Origin of the sequence: Vibrio anguillarum (genome assembly GCF_003390515.1) — a bacterium.
Classification (GTDB): domain Bacteria; phylum Pseudomonadota; class Gammaproteobacteria; order Enterobacterales; family Vibrionaceae; genus Vibrio; species Vibrio anguillarum.
In genome coordinates this window covers 181,607-201,426 of the sequence record NZ_CP031478.1, presented here as the reverse complement: position 1 = coordinate 201,426, position 19,820 = coordinate 181,607, and the positions used below count along the sequence as shown (strand labels likewise).

Below are 19,820 nucleotides of genomic sequence, written 5' to 3'. Positions count from 1 at the left end.
AATGCACAGAGGTGAGTGTTAAGCCGCCTTTTCGGTTTGATAATTTCCCAGTAGGGCACTGTAAATTTCTTGGTCGCTTAAGACGCCGACGAGCTGATTATTTTCCATCAGAAGAATCGGATTTTGAGTTCGATGTTTCAACTCAATCGCACTACGCATATCAATATCAGGTGTTGTAATGATCATCATCGATGAATCAATGTTCGACATATCGCTGACTTGGGTATCCCAGTGGATAAGAGCGGTCGACGTTGCTCCATATAGTGTCAGAGTTTTATCATGTTGTGCGACCCAAATATCCTGTTTTTTGCAGACCTGCCAACGTTCGTCTTGTTGTTTTAACTGTTCGATGGGCTGCATTAACGAACGTCCTTTTAGTACGTTAAGAGGGTTAGTGTGTGCCACGAACTCTTTAACATAGTCCGTTTTGGGTGTAAGGACAATTTCTTCTGGCTTACCGTGCTGAATCAGTTTTCCTGACTCCATAATCGCGATGTTATTGCCTATTTTTAGTGCTTCATCTAAGTCGTGGCTAACAAATAAGATGGTTTTGTTGAGTTTGCTTTGTAGATCTAATAACTCATCTTGCAGTTGCGCACGAATCAGCGGATCAAGTGCTGAGAATGGTTCGTCCATTAACAGGATGTCACTGTCCATTGCAAAAGCACGTGCTAAACCGACACGTTGCTGCATGCCGCCAGAAAGTTCGTGGGGGAATTTATCTTCCCATTCAGCAAGACCAACCATTGTTAGCTGTTCACGAGCACGTTGGTGGCGTTTTTTCTTACTCATTCCTTGCATTTCTAAGCCAAAGGCCACGTTATCTAAAACCGATAACCAAGGCATAAGGGCAAACTTTTGAAACACCATCGAGACACGATTTGTTCTTAAATGCTGAAGCGTTGCTTTATCACAGCTGGCAAGGTCAACAAAGCGTTCGCCATCTTTTAATTCTAATGATCCCCGGCTGATGGTATTCAAGCCATTCACCGCGCGCAGCAAGCTCGATTTCCCTGAACCAGACAGCCCCATCAAGACGCAAATCTCGCCTTCTTTAACAGTAAGGCTGACATTGTTTACCCCTACGACTTGACCGCAGGCATCGATAATCTCTTGGCGAGATTCACCCGCGTCGAGTCGTTGCAGTGCTTCATTTGGGTTCTGACCAAAGATAACATCGAGGTTTTTAATGGTAATTGCGTCCATGATTATGCGTCCTTATTATTTTGATGTGGGGTTTTGCATAAACGATCAAGAATGATGGCGACTAAAACGATGGCTAAACCAGCTTCAAAACCTTGAGAAATATTGACGGTGTTGAGTGCACGAATCACGGGTTTGCCAAGGCCGTCAGCACCAACTAAGGCGGCAATCACAACCATTGAGAGTGATAACATAATGCACTGAGTGATCCCTGCCATTATGCTGGGTAGCGCTGCTGGCAACTCCACTTTGAGCAGTAAGTTCATACGGCTAGAGCCGAATGCTTTACCCGCTTCAACTAACTCTTCCGGTACCTTAGTAATACCAAGATAGGTGAGGCGAATGGGGGCTGCGATGGCAAAGATAATGGTCGAAATGAGCCCCGGAACAATACCCAAACCGAACAGAACTAGCGTTGGAATGAGGTAAACAAAGGTTGGTACCGTTTGCATTAAGTCAAGAATTGGGCGCATCAGCGTATAAAGCCATGGTCGATGCGCGGCGATAATGCCCAATGGTACGCCAATTAATACGGAAATCGTTGTCGCGGCAAACACCAAGACAAAGGTTTCCAGCATTTCTTGCCAGTAGCCAAGGTTTAGAATAAGCAGTAGGGCAGCAATAACAAATACCACCAATGAAATCTGACGATGCAGATACCATGCAATGGCTGCGGTGACTAAAATCGGCACGGCAGGGGGCATCCATTTAAACACATCAACTAAAGATAAAATGATGGTCTCAAGTAAGTAGGAAACAGTATCAAAAAATGTGGCTGCATGAATGGTCAGCCAGTCAACGCCACTTTCCATCCAACGACCTAAGGGGATTTTGTTATCTGTAATAAAATTCACGATATAGCCTTTCGGAAGGTGAAATGCTCACCTCCTCCTCTAAATTAATTTATGCTTTAAATGGCGCTAAATAGTTGCTGATAGCTTGTTGTGCAGGTGTTCCAGCTTTGGTTTTTACATTCTTTAGCCATGGAACAATACTTTCTGGATGTTTGATTAACCATTGGCGAGCGGCTTGTTCTGGTAACACGCCTTGGTTGAGAATGGATTCCATCAGTTGGTTTTCCATTTCAAGCGAGAAGGATAGATTTTTTAATAAATTACCGACATTTGGGCATTGTGCTAGGTAGTTTTGACGAACATTGGTGTAGACATTTGCACCACCGTAGTTTGGGCCAAAGTAATCGTCACCGCCATCAAGGTATTCCATTTCAACATTGCTGTTCATTGGGTGCGGAGCCCAACCTAGAAACACAATCCACTGATTACGACGTACTGAGCGTGCCACCTGTGACACCATGCCCGCTTCACTTGACTCAACAACGCTAAAATCTTTCAGCTCAAAAGCGTTTTCATCAACCATCGATTGGATCAAGCGATTACCGTCATTGCCCGGTTCAATACCATAGATTTTGCCGCGAAATTTATCTGAAAATTGAGCGATATCAGCAAACGATTGGACACCGGCATCATAAACGTACTTAGGCACAGCGAGTGTGTATTTTGCTCCTTCCAAGTTAGCGCGCAGAGTTTCAACCGTTCCAGCTTCACGGTATTTGGCAATATCGCCTTCCATGGTTGGCATCCAATTACCGAGGAATACATCAATGTCACCGTTTGCCATAGATGAGTAGGTCACGGGTACTGAGAGTAAATCGATTTTTGTCTGATAGCCTAACCCTTTGAGCAGCTCTGTGGTTATTGCTGTCGTGGCGGTAATGTCTGTCCAACCCACATCAGCAAAGCGCACCGTATCGCATTGATTGGCGTAAGCGTTGGCGCTGAGCAGAGTCGTCATTGTAAGTGTGAGCACGGTTTTTTTAGTAATAGACATGTTATTTCCTTGTGTTTTTGACTGACTTTATAAATTTTATGAGTAAGCGTCCGGCTTTCTCATTGGTGGTTTTATTCTTTGTTTGGTTTGCCAATCTGGTGCAATCCATACTGGAGCTTCAGTACTGGCTAATAGCGGTTTGCCTAAAATAAGATCGGCGGCGCGCTCTGCGACCATAATGGTTGGCGCATTCAGGTTCCCGTTGGGAATGCTTGGGAATATCGAGGAATCCACCACGCGTAAAGCTTGAATTCCGCGCACTTGGCATTGGTCATTCACCACGGCCATTGGGTCGTCATCTGCGCCCATTTTGCAGCTGCAAGAGGGGTGATAAGCGCTTTCCACATTCTGTTTGACCCATGAATCAATATCGTCATCGCTTTGGATCTCTTCCCCCGGTTGAATTTCTTCGCCCCGATAAGTATCCAATGCTGGTTGCGCTAGAATTTCGCGGGTGAGACGAATGCAATCGCGCCAATCTTGGCGATCTTGTTCGGTTGATAGGTAATTAAATGCGATAGAGGGTGAAACCGTTGGATCGCGAGAGACAATTTGTACTTGTCCTCGGCTTTCTGGCTTATTGGGTCCCACATGAACTTGGAAGCCGTGACCATCAAAGGCCGCTTGACCGTCGTACCGCATCGCAGCAGGTAAAAAGTGGTATTGAATATTTGGCCATTTGAGCCCTGCGCGAGAGCGAATAAACGCGCATGACTCGAAGTGGTTGGTTGCCCCTAATCCTTTACGAGTTAAGATCCATTCAGTGCCGATAAGCCCTTTGCTGATTAAACCGAGTTTACTGTTTAGTGTGATCGGCTGTTTGCAGTGGTATTGAAAATAGATCTCTAAGTGATCTTGCAGGTTTTCGCCCACACCAGGTAGGTCTTGCTCCAGTTTCACACCAACTTGTTCAAGCAGCGCTTTAGGGCCAATACCCGAAAGTTGCAAAAGTTGAGGAGATCCTATAGAACCAGCACTTGAGATCACTTCTCGCAGGCAAAACGCTTGTTGGATCTTGCCCGATTTTTCAAACTCAATGCCGATGGCCTTTTGCTCTTCAATCAAGATTTTATGTGCCACAATTCCTGTTTTTACGGTGAGGTTCGGGCGCTTCATCGCGCGGCGTAAATAGGCATTGGACGTTGAGGCGCGAACTCCAGAATCTACCGTCATATGCATTGGTCCGAAACCTTCCTGCTGATAAGCATTGTAATCGTCAGTTTCTGGATAACCGGCTTCTTTGCCCGCATCGATGAAGGCTTGATAAAGTGGGTTCAATTGCATGTCGTTACCGTTACAAGTACCGACGGGCCCGTTGCCGCCACGATAAGCGTTCTCGCCACCTATCCAAGATTCAGCGCGGCGAAAATAGGGTAAACAATTTTGATAATTCCAACCCTCAGCGCCCAGTGATTCCCACTCATCAAAATCGCAAGCGTGACCACGAACGTACACCATGCCATTAATAGACGAGCTGCCACCGAGTACTTTGCCCCGTGGGCAATGTAACTGACGCCCGTCGAGATCGGATTCTGATTCGGTTTCAAATTGCCATGCGTATTTTTCGCTGTTCATCGGGTAAGAAAGGGCGGTTGGCATTTGAATGAAAATGCTTTTATCGCTACCACCAGCTTCGAGCAGTAAAACTTGATGTTCGCCAGACTCGGTTAAGCGATCGGCAAGAACACAACCTGCTGAGCCCGCACCGACGATAATGTAATCAAAGTGATTTAACATAGAAGGCTCCTTTGACGATTAAGCATATGGACTAGAAAAATCATCTAGCTCCACTAAAATGCTCTTGGTTTGGGTATAGTGCTTAAGGGTTTCTATGCCATTTTCACGACCAATTCCGGAATGCTTATAACCACCAACAGGCATTTCTGCCGGAGAGTCTCCCCAAGTATTTATCCAGCAGATCCCGGCTTGAAGTTGGTGAATTACTCGGTGTGCACGTGAAAGGTTCTGTGTGAACACTCCTGCAGCTAAGCCATATTGAGTGCCATTCGCGCGCGCGATCACTTCGTCTTCATCGCTAAACTTAAGCACTGACATCACAGGGCCAAAGATTTCTTGCTGCACGTGAGCCATGTCATCAGTGCAATCAATGAAAACAGTTGGTGCAACAAAATTGCCCTTATTTAGGCCGTTATCGGTAACTTGATAACCGCCAGTGAGCAAAGTTGCTTGGCTGGTTTTGGCTTGCTCAATCGCTGTGAGCACTTTGCTTAAATGAGGCTTGGAGATCAGTGCACCAATCTGTGTGTTGATATCCATAGGATCGCCAATCACTAATTGTTCAGTACGCAGCTTAAGCTGAGCCACAAACGCATCGTAGAGGCTGTCGTGCACGAAAACGCGCGTCCCATGGGTACACACTTCGCCTTGGGTATAAAAGTTTGCCACCATGGCAGCAGAGACAGCTTGATCAAGCTTGGCATCATCAAAAATAATGAGCGGTGACTTGCCACCCAATTCCATGGTGACAGACTTCAAGCTGCGAGCGCTGTCCGCCATTACGGCTTTCCCGGTACCCGATTCACCGGTAAAAGAGACTTTGGCAATGTCAGGGTGGGCTGTCAGCATTTGACCTACGCGGTAATCACCTTGAACCACGTTAAAGACGCCGTCTGGCACTCCGGCTTCACTGAAGATCTCTGCCAGTTTTAATGCGCTTAATGGCGTTTCCTCTGAGGGCTTGAAAATCATCACATTGCCGGCAGCCAGTGCTGGCGCTGATTTCCACATCGCGATTTGAATCGGATAATTCCATGCGCCAATGCCCGCGCAGATGCCTAATGGCTCGCGGCGAGTATAAAAAAACTGATGGTCGTTGAGCGGTTGTTGCTCGCCTTGGAGCGATGGGGCTAAATTCGCAAAGTACTCAATGACGTCTGCGCCAGTAGCAATATCAACGCAATTGGCTTCTTGAATCGGCTTGCCGGTATCGAGAACTTCAAGTACAGCAAGTTCATCGTTTCGTTCTCTAAGTATTTTTACTGCTTTTAGCAAAATACGGCTGCGTTCTGTCGCGGTCATTCTTGACCATACCGCGAATCCTTGCTTGGCTGAGGTGATAGCTTGTTCAACATCATTGGCACTGGCGTGCTGCAATCTTGCTATCACTTCACCTGTTGCTGGGTTGTAGGTATCGAAACGTTCTCCTGAAGTCGCAGATCGGAGCGTTCCGTTGATATAAAGCGATTGTATTTCCATTTTAAGGCCTGAAGTGAGTTGTTATTGCGCGTAAAACGCTAATTGTTTATTGAGGTAATCGTTAATGATGGAATGTGCTTGAGCAGGGTCTATCCCCTTGGGGTTTAATGCTCCGCGTAGCCAAATGCCATCAATCAGTGACGCGATACCATGAGCCACGAGGTTGACTTGTTCTGATGGGAGCAGCGGCTTGAGTTCAATCTTAAGATGAGAAAGTAAACGCTGTTCATTGACGTATTGCAGGCGATTTAACTGTGCGTCGTGCATGGAGTAAGCCCAAAACGCTAACCATGTTTTAACGACTTGGTTTTCCGCTTGGAACCCTTTGAAATTGCCGGTTACGATGGCATTAATGCGTTCGTAATGAGCCTCTTTTGGGAGTTGGTTTAAATGCTGAGTGATGGTGGTTGAAAGCTCACGTAAAACAACACGCATTGTCTCTTCCAATAATCCATGCTTGCCGCCAAAGTAGTGATTGATAATCCCTGTCGAGACACCCGCTTCTTTGCTGATTAAAGCGATACTTGCGCCATGTAATCCAACGCGCTCAATGACTGTCATTGTTGCGGCAACAAGTTGAGGTTTGCGTATGTCTGGCATCCCTACCTTTGGCATAATTCATCCTGATTATTTTATATTGAACGATTAGTTAAATATAAAATGCCACGATAATGCTTAGAGTTCAAATCTATTTTTGAATGATAATTGCCATTGAATTTATATGGTTAATGATAAATATTGCTTTAATTCAATTAATTACAATTAATTTTTCATAATTGTTTAGTGTGAGAAATATTTGAAGTCACTGTGTTTTTTGTTCGGTGCTAGCTTCTATCGTTCATCGAAGAAATCCTTATTGCGGATGTATTTACTCATGAGGTGATAAGAGAAGGGGCGAACTAGCCAGCTCAATAAAGATCGACCTAACCGGATTAGTGTTGGTGTGTTTTCGTAAATTCGCCCATTGTAAAGCCATAGCAATTTACCCACATGCCAATAGATTAAAGGGATGGGTGGCATGAAGGTGACGATGTCGAGGTCACAACAAATACGATAGGTTTTGTGACTAAGCGCGTAGCGTTGACGAAAACGCCAATTACCAATCGCGGGTTGGCCGAATGTCACAATGCGTTTGATGCATTTTGGGTATTTCTTTTCGATGTAGTCAGCAAAGATACACCCAATAGCCCCACCCGAAGAGTGACCAGTAATGGCAATGCGTTTGCCACTCTCGATCAGAGGAACAACGACGGCTTCCAGCCGTTGTAAAACCGATAAGCCGAGTTTATCTTCGTTGCGCGTTGGCAGGCTCTCTTGATGCAGGAGATGGTAAAAGCCCGCATGAATACGGTAATCCAATCCTAAGTGCTGACAACTGCGTGTCCACATTGCAAAGTTCAAAAGCCAATCACTGACACTGTGCGAACCTTTGATGACGACCACGGCCTCTTCTTGGTTTTTACTCCACAGCACTCGAATCATGATTTTACCAAACTGGTTACGGATGATGTGCTGACCGTTCGGGTCAAAACCGTAACGTGTCTGCCTAAACACTCTGGGATAAGCAAGGTTGCACAGCACGGCATAGCGTTCGTATTGATAGCGTTTAAGTGGTTTCACATGACAGCTCTCGAATATATTGAGCTAACGTAGCGATTGAATGTGAACACTTTATGAATGATGCAGTTTAGGTTGGGGGAGTCTTTGTATCTCAATGTTGGAGCGTTAGCCGTTTGAACACGAAGGCATTGCTCGTAGCGAGCGAGCTTTAGCGGATGGCAAGGTCGTCAGCTATAAAGATGCTAAGGAAAGAATGTCACATTAATTATGTGGGATTCGTCAAGAAAATCTTTCATAGAAAGATACCGCTACCTCTCAACGCTCACGAAACTAATTCCCTCCCCTTTAAGGGGAGGGGTAGGGTGGGGTGTTTCTTGGTTGCTGACACCCTAACACTTAACCGATTTGTGATTATTAGGAAGAACGCCTTCTCACGATTTAGTTCCGGCCCGGTCTAACAACTGAGTTTCGTTACATTGTCGGATTCGCTGCTTTATTCAGAATCCTAGGGCCATCTGGTGATACGGATGGTTCACTCTTATCGTGGTGAACAACGCTTCATACTACTTCTGGTCGTACGGACATTTGTGAGTTAAACGTAAAATGCTTGTTTAGTGAGCGGTTAAGCTTCCTTAATTAGCTTTCTTCTACTATATCGGTAAAATGCTCCAGTCAGATTATAGGTAGGTTTTGTGGTATATGAGTGTAATTGATTTATTCGCAGGTGCAGGTGGTTTCAGTTTAGCAGCACAACAAGCTGGTCTTGATGTATTAGCAGCTATAGAACTAGATGTGTCTGCCGCTCTGACATATAAGAAAAATATAATTGAAAGATTAAACCAGAAGACCAAGCTGATTAATGATGACATTTTAAAGATAGAACCATCTGAAATAAGGAAAGATCTTGGTCTTAAAAAAGGTCAGCTACAACTTATCCTTGGTGGCCCTCCTTGCCAAGGCTTCTCAAGCCACAGAATAAAAGATGCAGGTGTCGATGACCCTCGTAACAAACTACTATTGCGTTACTACGATTTTGTTGAAGAATTTCAACCTAAGGCATTCTTAGTAGAGAACGTTGCAGGCTTATTCTGGAAAAAGCATGCCTCTTACTTAGAAAAGTTTAAACAACTGGCTCAAGATAACGGTTACATCATACATTTCTGCAATACACTAAATGCGAAAGACTACGGAGTACCCCAAACTCGCAAACGTGCTTTTATATTAGGTGTACGTGACGATATTAATCGTGAAAAAATAGTTTTTCCACCAGTACCAAATTTCTTTAACCCCAATTCAAGAGAAGTGAAAGAACAAGATGCGAAACCTTGGAAAACTGCATCTACTGTTTTTGAAGCACTTACTCCTGAGTTGATAGAACAATATGTAGAGAAACATTTTCGTCCTCATACAAAGCTATCAGATGATGAAGCTAGAAAGTTGCTTCAAAGCTTAGAGTCGGGTGACCTAGTAGATGAAGATGATCCTTGTAATGTTCATATGAAGCCGACAGAAAAAATGCGACGACGCTTCAAATCAACGCGCTTAAATGGGAGTCGAATTGACGCTGATCCGGAGTTTGAATTGGCATGTCATGCTAACGGTTATGGTGGGCATAAAGATGTATACGGCAGAGTTAATATCCACACACCGTCAAATACCATAACAACTGGCTGTAACAACCCATCAAAAGGCCGGTTTGTACACCCTTGGAAAGATCATGGTATTACATTAAGGCATGCAGCCAGGCTTCAAACATTCCCAGATGACTTTATTTTTATTGGAAGTTCAACAAATCAAGCGAAGCAAATTGGTAATGCGATCCCACCAAAACTTGGTGAAATTCTCATAAATACTATTATGAATGGAATGGAATAACGAAAGAGCCTATGATACGGGCTCTTTTTATTTTAATAGTTTTTTGCCGATTCCATTGAGGCTTTATTATGGCTTATAGCACCTCGTCTTTTCAAACCAGAGCTAGGACCATTGACCACTTAGGTCGAGAGCAAATTGCAGACATCCCTACAGCCATTTCCGAGTTATGGAAAAATGCTTATGACGCATATGCGAAGAATGTATCACTAAATATCTTTGATGGTGAACTTCCCGTTGCAACCTTAGTCGATGATGGTCATGGCATGACTATCGATGATGTTAATAACAAATGGCTTACGGTTGGTACAGACTCAAAAGTAACAGCCTCTCAAATTTCTGAGAGTGACCGAAATGGTTTAGATATACGAGTACGTCAAGGTCAAAAAGGAATTGGCCGCTTATCATGTGCAGCTCTAGGCTCTCTTACCCTTCTAATTTCGAAGAAAAAAAATGAACCTTTCGTAGCTTGTTTACTCGACTGGCGATTATTTGAAAATCCTTACTTAATGCTACACGATATAAAACTACCAGTAGCAGATTTTACAATCCACTCAGAACTCAACTCTATGCTTCCTGATATGTTTGACGCATTGATGGGTAATATATGGGGCGATGGAGAAGACAAGGCAAGAGACGCCAGAATCAAGGCTGCTTGGGATACATTTGAACTGTTAGAGTTAGAAGATAAGAAAGACTCCACCAAGCTTTTAATAGAAAAAACAGTCATAGGGACTTGTTTTACAGATAAGCATTTTGAAACTTGGGACGTTTGGAATAAACGTTCGGAGCATGGCACGGCAATGTTTATTGGTAACATTCATGATGATCTTATAGCTCAACTATCTTTTGACTCTGGTTCAGAAGCTGACGGTACCGAGGTGAGAGCAAAAGAGCGCTTTGTTCAAACTCTAAATAGCTTTGTTAACCCTTTTGTACGAGATGAGAAAGATCTAATAACGGATTTCTCTACAAGCGTTATTGCTTGGAATGGAAGCTTGCAAAGATTTGTTATTGATAAAGTAAGGAACTTTGATATTTCAAATTTTGACCAGTTGGAACATATCGTTGAAGGAAATATCAACGAAAATGGATTGTTTGAAGGTAGAGTGAAAGCATTTGGAGAATGGCACGAAGATGTCATCATCAGGCCTAAATCAAAATATAAAACTAGAAAAGATAGCCGATTTGGTCCTTTTTCTTTGCGATTAGGTACCTTTGAAGTGATGAAGAAGAATACCTCTCTCTCTGAAGAGTTGTATGAAAAATTTTACACGGCAAGGGAGACCATTGGCGGTGTTATGGTGTTTAGAGACAATCTACGTGTTATGCCATATGGACGCGAAGATAACGACTTCTTTGAAATGGAGAAAAGACGCTCAAATAATGCTGGTAGATATGTTTTTTCTAATAGAGCTTGTTTTGGTGGTGTTCAAATTACAAAGGAAAATAATCCTAATTTGAAGGACAAAGCTGGTCGAGAAGGAATTATAGATAATAAAGCTTCAAAACTATTTCGAGAAATTGTCGAACATATACTCGTTGAAGTCGCATTGAAGTTTATCGGCCGAGAGTCATCTATTCGTACTGAAAAGTTGGAAGAGTTGAATGCTATACATGCTGCTAATAAAGTAGAGGAAGATAGAAAGAAGATTCTGAGAAAAGAACAAAAACGAATAAAAAGTTCAATAACAAAGAATAAACCATTTTTAGATGATCTGCTAGATGAATTAGAATCTACAGCTGAAATTCTAAAAAATGAAGAAGACATAAATGACCAAGAAAGGTTATTGAATTTAAAGAGAAGCATCAATGAACTTGATGGGAAATTAAAAGGATTTTCTCTTTCACCAATACCAAGAACATTAGGAAGTGTTGAAAGCCAATATAGAGAATATCGAGATATTGAGCTAACTTCAAAGCAAATCTTAAAAAACATAAATGACTCAATTAACAGCGCTCTAAATAAGCTCATCATCAAAGAAGATACCGAGATAGCAGAAAAGGAATTACAAAGTAAGGCTGGCATTTTACATTCAAAAATAAAAAACCTTGCAAATGAGGGGCGTAAGTTACTTAAACAAGAGCAAGAGTCTTTCGAGCAAGAAATAGATTACCTAAACAAAAGTTTTCATAACAAGTTAAAAACTCATATTGATCAGTTAGCAGCTAAAAGAACCAGTTTAGATGAAGTTCTTAAGACTATTGATATTGAATACCAACTCCATGATATTGAAATATCTCAAAAGCTCTCACCGCATATAAAAGCGATAGAGAGTTTAAAAGAAAGAATTGATATGGAAGGTCTAACTATCCAATCAATCAATGAAAACTTCGCACTGAAAAAACAAGTCGAACAAGTCAACTCCCTAGCTCAGCTTGGCATAACAGTTGAAATCATAGGTCATGAAATTGAAGGGTTTGATATGACAATCGAAAGAGGACTTAATAACCTTAAGAGCTCAGGCTTAAATCAAACTCAAGAAAAGTATCTCGATAATGCCATTCAAGCACACCAATCACTAAGTGACTCCTGGCGATTCTTAAGCCCATTAAAGCTATCTGGAGAAAAAGTTAGAACTCTTATTTCTGGAGATGATATTTATAACTATGTTTGTAACTTCTTTAAGAACAAACTTGAGATGAATAAAATTTCATTTATCCAATCTGAGTCATTTAAATCCATATCCCTCTATGAGCAGCCATCGAAAATATTTCCTGTTTTTATTAATCTAGTGAACAACTCTAGATATTGGGTAAAGGAGACAGAAGTAGACCGAACAATTAGATTTGATTTTGTTGATGGGCTTGTCTATGTAAGTGATAACGGACCAGGTGTAGATATAGATGATATAGACAGTTTGTTTTCAATATTCTTCACTAAAAAACAACGAGGTGGTAGAGGAGTAGGTTTATACCTATGTAAGCAAAATTTATCTTCTGGCGGACATCAGATTTTCTACGAAAAAGAATCTAATAAAAAGATACTAAGTGGTGCTAACTTTGGAATTATGTTTAAGGGAATAAAACATGTTGGCTGATTTTGATTATACCCCCTTCTTAAAAAAGGCATATATAGATCCAATTCGCACTGTAACAGTGATAGATGATGAGTACCCAACATTAGATGAGCTCGTTATATCAGGAAATGCAGGCTTCCACGATGACGATCTTGTAAGGCTTTCAGATATAATAGATGTTAGTCGAAAGAATGAGTTTAATTGGTTATTAGATGTATATAATGGAAAAGAAGAAAGCATCAATTCTGGTAGTATTACATCTCGATTAAATCATAGCGATCTTCTGATTCTAGATTATCATCTAGATGGTAATGATGATGGCTACTGCAAGAAGTCAATTGATATTGTAAAGAATCTCTCATCTAACAGACACTTCAATCTTGTAGCAGTGCACACAAAGGGTTATGACAATAGTAAAGGAGCTGTAAACGATGTTTTTATCGATATCATTATTTCTTTGCAAGCTAAACCTAAGTTCCTAAATATATCACCAGAAAAGATAGCTTCTATTGAAGAACAGCTAGATGATTGGAATTTTGAGCATGATGATATATCTCAAGAAATTGTAGACTCGATAAGTACAATTCATCTCCTTATGCTCATTAGAGATTATTCTAATAACATATTAAAACCAGATTTCTATCATGATGTTTGGAATCATTTTTCCTCTATTTATGAAGACAAACCTTTAGAAATAGAAATATCAAAACCAGACCTAGTAAAATGGCTCTGTAATAAAAAGTTTGAAATGTATAAAGGTTGTTTTAAAGATAAGCCAACTGAGTTCTTCGACTGGGGAGTAGATGAAGATGTAAACTGGGTAAAAACTGAAGATCTATTTCTAACAGTAATTGGAAAAAAGCAAACGCCAGTATCTGAGATCCCAACCAAAATCTTGCATGCAATCAACCGATGTAATCCCCATCCGCATGAACTAATTTTGTCAAAACTAAGATGTGAAGTTGAATCAAACGGAATATCTGCATCGAGTAAAATTCTTCAAAGAAAGTTTCTTCAGGCTGCTTGGCTGACAGAGCTTCTCAAAGAAGAGACTGATCAGGGCATCATGACAGTCTCATGGTCTGTGATTTCTAAACTATGGGAAGAGCTAGCACAGGAGATTCGCCCACAGATAGGAGAATTCACGGTAGAGCTGGTTAAAGGGTTAAAGACTCTAGATGACCCCCTCGCTTTGTTTGTAGAAGAGCACACCCGTGAGAACAAGAATGAGATAGTTAAGCATGCAAATTGCTTTAGCTGTTCAAGAAAAATTAGCTACCATCATCTAATTACTGGCCATGTGGTTTTCTTTAAAAACAACTATTGGCTTTGTTTGACTCCGATGTGCGATTTGGTTCCTGGGCAGAAATCTGAAAGTTCACTAATGCCTGTTACGCTCGTACAAATGTATGACGCAAAAAGCGCTCATAAAGTCACGCGAAAAAACATGATAAAATCACTAGGGATTGACCTTCAAGATCTTCCTGATCTTAAAGAAGCTGAAATTATCAACCAAATAATAGAATACTCTACAGAGAATAATCTTCTATTTATCGCCCCTAAAGATGATAAACCTGATATAACGATATTGAGCTTTACATATGGTTTAGATGGGAAATCAACCCCTAAGGCCAAAGACTATTTTGTTGAAAATCATGGCGTCTTTGATTATCAAACTAAAGAGTTAAAACTCCAGTACGTTGAGCCATCAAGAGAACACGATAAGAATGACCTACAGAAATTATCAGACAAAGCAGTTGTTGTTGCAGAGCTAAGGTATGAGTATGCGCTGAATTTACTTCGTAGACTCGGTGTAGCCAGATCTAGAGTTGGCCTAGACTTTATTCGCTGATAAATCAATTTGTTAAATGAAATATGGGCTCAGTAGCTAGAGCCCATATTTTCCTTTATCTATTGGTTTTATGGTTAGCAAACCGCACCAATCATCATAAATAGAATACCTAATACTCACGAAATTAATTCCCTCCTCCTAAAAGAGGAGGAACAGCGCCGTGATGATCTTCCACTCTAAAGCATAATAGGGCAGCGTGTTTACGTTGCGTATATAACTTCTGCCAAGTGCTTTGACAGAGGAAAACTGACAAATTTTGTTGTAAATGACCAGGTTTGATTAGAAGCGATCATACTATATTAATTATTTTCCTATACCTGTCGGCCCTTAGTATTCACGGTAAGGTGTTTATTTCTCTCTGATATTCCTCTTTATGGCTACCTCTTTAGGGTAGTTTGAGTTTGTAATTGATTTACATCAGTAATTCATTTTCTTTCATAATTAAAAATCTCGCTCAATGAAACGTTACCATAATTAGGAACCCATATGAGCAGGATAAAGCTGGTTGTCATCGGTAATGGCATGGTTGGCCATCGCTATATCGAAGATTTGGTCGAAAAAATGGAGGCATCAGCTGTTGATGTCACGGTTTTTTGTGAGGAACCGCGTGTTGCCTACGATCGCGTCCATCTTTCTTCCTACTTTTCGCACCATACCGCTGAAGAGCTTTCGCTTGTTAAGCCGGGTTTCTATCAAAAGCATGCGATTAATGTCTTGATGGGCGAGCGGGCGGTTAACATTAATCGCGAAAAGCGCGTGGTCTATTCAAATACTGGCCGTGAAGTGAGCTATGACAAATTAGTCTTGGCGACGGGCTCTTATCCTTTTGTACCGCCGATCAAAGGCAATGAAAGTAAAGACTGCTTTGTCTATCGCACCATTGAAGATCTAAAGGCCATCGAAACGTGCGCGAAAAAGAGCAAAAGTGGTGTAGTGATAGGCGGTGGTTTACTTGGCCTTGAAGCGGCTGGCGCGCTGAAAGCGTTGGGCGTACAAACCCATGTGATTGAGTTTGCTCCGGTATTAATGGCTGAGCAACTTGACTTGCAAGGTGGTTTACAACTGCGTAATAAAATTGAGCGGATGGGGGTGCAAGTTCACACTAGCAAAAATACGCTAGAGATCGTTGCTCAAGGCGAGACCGCTCGTAATACCATGAAGTTTGCCGACGGTTCGGATTTGGAAGTTGATTTCATCGTATTTTCCGCAGGGATACGTCCTCAGGACAAATTAGCTCGTGATATGGGCCTAGACATCGCGCCGCGTGGTGGGGTTGCCATTAACGATCACTGCCAAACATCCGATCCTGATATTTACGCGATTGGCGAATGTGCTTCTTGGAATCAAACTTTCTTCGGTCTGGTCGCTCCTGGTTACAAAATGGCAACGGTTGCGGTTGATCATCTTGTGGGCAATGAGAGCCAATTTAGTGGTGCAGACATGAGCGCCAAGCTCAAACTGCTGGGTGTGAAGGTGGGATCGATTGGCGATGCCAATGGGCGAACTCCGGGTTGTAAAAGCTACGTCTATCAAAATGAAGAAGATGAAGTTTATAAGCGCATTATCGTTTCTGAAGATGGTAAAAAACTGCTTGGTGCAGTTTTAGTCGGCGACACGTCAGATTACGGCGATTTATTGCAACTCAAACTCAATGATATTGAGCTGCCCAAACACCCAGATACCTTGATTCTACCCGCGCATGCTGGCGCTGAAAAACCGGCATTAGGCGCGGATGCACTACCTGATAATGCGGTGATCTGCTCTTGTTTTGATGTGACTAAAGCGAAAATTGCCCAAGCCGTGGCCGATGGTCATCATACGCTCGGCGCGATTAAAGCGGTGACAGGGGCAGGAACAGGTTGTGGTGGTTGCGTGCCTTTAGTGACGTCGGTTCTGAATGCGGAACTGGCTAAATCGGGTGTGGAAGTCAAAAACGATATTTGTGAGCACTTTGCGTATTCACGCCAAGAGCTGTTCCATTTGATCCGCATTAACGGTATCAAACGTTTTGATGAGATGTTGGCAAAACATGGTCGCGGCTATGGGTGCGAAGTCTGTAAGCCAACAATTGGTTCGATTCTGGCCTCGTGTTGGGGGGATCATGTGCTCTCGCCATCGCTGGTCAGTTTGCAAGACACCAATGATAACTTCTTGGGTAACATGCAAAAAGACGGTACTTATTCGGTGATCCCACGCATGGCGGGTGGCGAAGTCACACCACAAGCGCTTGCGGTGCTAGCGAATGTCGCTCAAGAATACAAACTTTACACCAAAGTGACGGGCGCGCAGCGCATTGGTCTGTTTGGTGCTCAAAAAGACGATTTACCTGAGATTTGGCGCAAACTGATTGATGCTGGATACGAGACAGGCCAAGCCTATGCCAAAGCTCTGCGCATGGCAAAAACGTGTGTCGGTAGTACGTGGTGTCGTTTTGGTGTGCAAGACAGCGTCGGTTTGGGTGTGTTGATTGAAAACCGCTACAAAGGTATCCGTACACCACACAAGATGAAGTTTGGTGTCTCAGGTTGCACCCGCGAATGTGCCGAAGCGCAAGGGAAAGATTTAGGCTTGATTGCGACCGATGCGGGTTGGAATATGTATGTCTGCGGTAATGGTGGTATGAAGCCTCGACATGCGGATCTGCTGGCCTCTGATTTAGATGAAGCAACACTACTGAAATACATCGACCGTTTCATGATGTTCTACATTCGCACAGCCGATAAATTACAACGCACCTCAGTGTGGCTAGACAACCTAGAAGGTGGCGTTGATTACCTGCGTGAAGTGATTGTGGACGATAAGTTGGGCATTAACGATCAACTCGAAGCGGATGTGGCGAAGCTTATTGTTGATTATCGCTGTGAATGGACAGAAACGCTTAATCATCCTGAGCAATTAACTCGTTTTACTCACTTCATTAATTCTGATTTACGAGATGAGAACGTCGTGTTCGTCAGCGCTCGTGAGCAGCACCGTCCTGCGACTTATAGCGAAAAACACCCAGAAGCGAAAGGCGATATATTCCACATTGCGCTTGCTGATTCGGCAATCTCTACCCCTGCCTTGGAGAAATAACTATGGCCAATAACACAGTATTTCAAGCCATCTGTGACATTAATGACATTGTTCCCGGAACGGGTGTGTGTGCACTGGTGAATGGTGAGCAAGTGGCTCTCTTCCGTCCGACTGAGGCGCAAGAAGTGATGGCGATAAGCAATATGGATCCCTTTGCTCGAGCCAATGTGTTGTCACGCGGTTTTATTTGCCAACATCAAGAGCAGTTCTGGGTAGCAAGCCCGCTTAAAAAGCAGCGTTTCAATCTCATAACAGGCCAATGTATGGAAGATGAACGCTTTAGCGTGAAAGCTTATGTCGTGCGAGTCACTGACGGTGTGGTCGAAGTCGCGGCTTAACAGCCGCTTTTGAGACAATGAGATTCAATAGCAAAAAGGTTTCTTGTTCATCGAGTTCTCTTGGTGAAGCATCGATGGCTGGGAGCCTTTATCTATTCAATTTCCCTTTTTAATTTTAACTTTGGTGACAATAAGGACCATTATGTCTTATGTAAAACCTGCCGATTTTGTGCAAACAATGATTGACGCTGGCGAAAGCAAAATCTTCATGTCAACGCGCGATACCCTGATTCGCGGCATTATGGCGGGGGCGATTCTTGCTATCGCCGTCGCTGTGGCCATTACTGCGGCTGTGCAAACCGGAGTGCCTATTGTTGGCGCTCTGGTCTTCCCTGTGGGGTTTTGTATTTTGAACCTAATGGGCTTTGATTTATTAACGGGTGTTTTTGCTTTAGCGCCTTTAGCTTTGTTTGAAAAACGCGCCGGAGTAACCAAAGCGGGCGTTCTACGGAATTGGGGCTTGGTTGGGCTAGGTAACTTAATCGGTGCCGTTGCCGTCGCCTTTTTAGTGGCGCTAACCTTCACCATGAATTTCAGTATCGAGCCGAGCGCTGTTGGGCAAGCGTTTATCAAAGCATCTACTGCTCGCACACTTGGCTTTGCCGAACACGGTATTAATGGCTGGATCACCGTGTTTGTGAAAGGCATCTTGTGTAACTGGATGGTGTGCCTAGGTGTTGTCGGCGCCATGACATCAACTACAGTGAGCGGCAAAGTGGTCGCGATGTGGCTACCTATTTTTATTTTCTTCGGTTTGGTTTTTGAACACGCTGTAGTGAACATGTATCTGTTCCCACTTGGCATGATGTTGGGCGCTAAATTCACCATCGTCGATTGGTTAGTATGGAACCAAATTCCGGCCACATTGGGTAACTTAGTGGGCGGCTTGTTATTTACCGGGTTAAGCCTTTACATGACTCACGGTAAAACCTTGCCACAACGCAACCTTGGCTAACCATTGTTAAGTGAGGTTTAACCTCGCTTAATGACGATATCCTTTTGTCGATAAGGTAGAGAGTAATCATGGTAAGCAGTGTAACGAGTCGCGGTTTTGTCTCTTTAGTGGGCGCAGGGCCGGGCGATCCCGATCTACTGACGGTTAAGGGGCTACGCGTGATCAGCCAAGCGCAAGTGGTGGTGTATGATCGTTTAGTTTCGCAAGCGATTTTAGATCTGGCGCCAAGCAGCGCGGAGATGATCTACGTTGGCAAACAGTTGGATTTTCATTGTGTGCCGCAAGATCAGATCAACCAAATTCTGGTCGATAAAGCCAAAGAAGGTAAAAAAGTTGTCCGTTTGAAAGGCGGTGATTCCTTTATTTTTGGCCGAGGTGGTGAAGAGCTCGAAACGCTAGCTGAACATCATATCGCTTATGAAGTGGTTCCGGGGATCACGGCGGCGGCAGGCTGCACGGCTTACGCGGGGATTCCGCTGACGCACCGTGATTACGCGCAAAGTGTGCAGTTCATTACGGGTCACTTACAAAAAGAAGGTAAAGCGATCAATTGGCGATGTTTAGCGCAAGATAATCAAACCTTGGTTTTTTATATGGGGTTAAAGCAGTGCCCGAATATCACACGAAACTTGTTGGATGCTGGCCTGAGCGCAGAAACGCCTTGCGCGATTATCGAACGCGGCACTACAGATAAACAGAGAGTATTGACGGGCTCGCTCGACGATTTACCCCTTTTAGCGCAACAAGCACAAAGCCCAGCCTTGATTGTGGTCGGCAGTGTGACTCGCTTGCACGACAAATTGAAGTGGTTTGGCGTATACTAAGCGCAATTTGCAAAGCAGCGGCGAACAAGCCGCTGTTTTTGTTTCTATTTGAGAAGA

Annotated in this window: 14 protein-coding genes; 7 read left to right on the top strand and 7 right to left on the bottom strand. The window is 43.1% G+C overall.

All coding sequences use genetic code 11. The annotated features are described in order from the left end of the window. Positions 1 to 18 precede the first annotated feature (18 nt). From choV to DD616_RS00790, 7 genes are all read right to left on the bottom strand, one after another. On the bottom strand, positions 19 to 1,206 hold the full coding sequence (gene choV, locus DD616_RS00820) for a choline ABC transporter ATP-binding protein (RefSeq protein WP_208871557.1): 1,188 nt from the start codon (positions 1,204 to 1,206) through the stop codon (positions 19 to 21). Between the two features lie 2 nt (positions 1,207 to 1,208). Then, positions 1,209 to 2,057, bottom strand: a complete 849-nt coding sequence (choW, locus tag DD616_RS00815; protein WP_208871556.1) for a choline ABC transporter permease subunit — start codon at positions 2,055 to 2,057, stop codon at positions 1,209 to 1,211. 49 nt (positions 2,058 to 2,106) lie between these two features. Continuing rightward, complete coding sequence (locus tag DD616_RS00810; RefSeq protein ID WP_017047361.1) at positions 2,107 to 3,051, bottom strand: choline ABC transporter substrate-binding protein; 945 nt, start codon at positions 3,049 to 3,051, stop codon at positions 2,107 to 2,109. A gap of 36 nt (positions 3,052 to 3,087) precedes the next feature. After that, positions 3,088 to 4,788, bottom strand: a complete 1,701-nt coding sequence (betA, locus tag DD616_RS00805) for a choline dehydrogenase (RefSeq protein ID WP_208871555.1) — start codon at positions 4,786 to 4,788, stop codon at positions 3,088 to 3,090. Positions 4,789 to 4,806: 18 nt separating this feature from the next. Further along, positions 4,807 to 6,267 (bottom strand): betaine-aldehyde dehydrogenase, encoded by a 1,461-nt coding sequence (gene betB, locus DD616_RS00800; protein ID WP_208871554.1) that lies wholly within the window; start codon positions 6,265 to 6,267, stop codon positions 4,807 to 4,809. Positions 6,268 to 6,288: 21 nt separating this feature from the next. Further along, on the bottom strand, positions 6,289 to 6,882 hold the full coding sequence (gene betI, locus DD616_RS00795; protein WP_017046103.1) for a transcriptional regulator BetI: 594 nt from the start codon (positions 6,880 to 6,882) through the stop codon (positions 6,289 to 6,291). Positions 6,883 to 7,098: 216 nt separating this feature from the next. Next, a complete protein-coding gene (locus DD616_RS00790) occupies positions 7,099 to 7,887 on the bottom strand; it encodes a lipase family protein (RefSeq protein WP_094167768.1) in 789 nt (262 codons plus the stop codon). Between the two features lie 639 nt (positions 7,888 to 8,526). On the opposite strand from DD616_RS00790, the gene DD616_RS00785 reads away from it, so the two are divergent. The 7 genes from DD616_RS00785 (at position 8,527) to cobA (ending at position 19,763) form a co-directional block, all read left to right on the top strand. After that, positions 8,527 to 9,702 (top strand): DNA cytosine methyltransferase, encoded by a 1,176-nt coding sequence (locus tag DD616_RS00785; protein ID WP_129533022.1) that lies wholly within the window; start codon positions 8,527 to 8,529, stop codon positions 9,700 to 9,702. Positions 9,703 to 9,770: 68 nt separating this feature from the next. Beyond that, the gene (locus DD616_RS00780; RefSeq protein WP_208871553.1) at positions 9,771 to 12,740 is read left to right on the top strand and encodes a sensor histidine kinase; all 2,970 of its coding nucleotides are present in this window, start codon (positions 9,771 to 9,773) and stop codon (positions 12,738 to 12,740) included. Beyond that, positions 12,730 to 14,571, top strand: a complete 1,842-nt coding sequence (locus DD616_RS00775) for a response regulator receiver domain (protein WP_208871552.1) — start codon at positions 12,730 to 12,732, stop codon at positions 14,569 to 14,571. Before DD616_RS00780 ends, DD616_RS00775 begins: the two co-directional genes overlap by 11 nt. Positions 14,572 to 15,057: 486 nt before the next feature. Continuing rightward, on the top strand, positions 15,058 to 17,646 hold the full coding sequence (nirB, locus tag DD616_RS00770) for a nitrite reductase large subunit NirB (RefSeq protein ID WP_208871551.1): 2,589 nt from the start codon (positions 15,058 to 15,060) through the stop codon (positions 17,644 to 17,646). A gap of 2 nt (positions 17,647 to 17,648) precedes the next feature. Beyond that, positions 17,649 to 17,984 (top strand): nitrite reductase small subunit NirD, encoded by a 336-nt coding sequence (gene nirD / locus DD616_RS00765; protein ID WP_094150142.1) that lies wholly within the window; start codon positions 17,649 to 17,651, stop codon positions 17,982 to 17,984. A gap of 142 nt (positions 17,985 to 18,126) precedes the next feature. After that, positions 18,127 to 18,939 carry a formate/nitrite transporter family protein gene (locus tag DD616_RS00760; protein WP_029189754.1) on the top strand — a complete coding sequence of 271 codons (813 nt, stop codon included), beginning with the start codon at positions 18,127 to 18,129 and terminating at the stop codon, positions 18,937 to 18,939. A 68-nt stretch (positions 18,940 to 19,007) separates the two neighbouring features. Then, entirely contained in the window at positions 19,008 to 19,763 is a 756-nt protein-coding gene (cobA, locus tag DD616_RS00755; RefSeq protein ID WP_208871550.1) for a uroporphyrinogen-III C-methyltransferase, read from the top strand. The last annotated feature ends 57 nt before the right edge of the window (positions 19,764 to 19,820 follow it).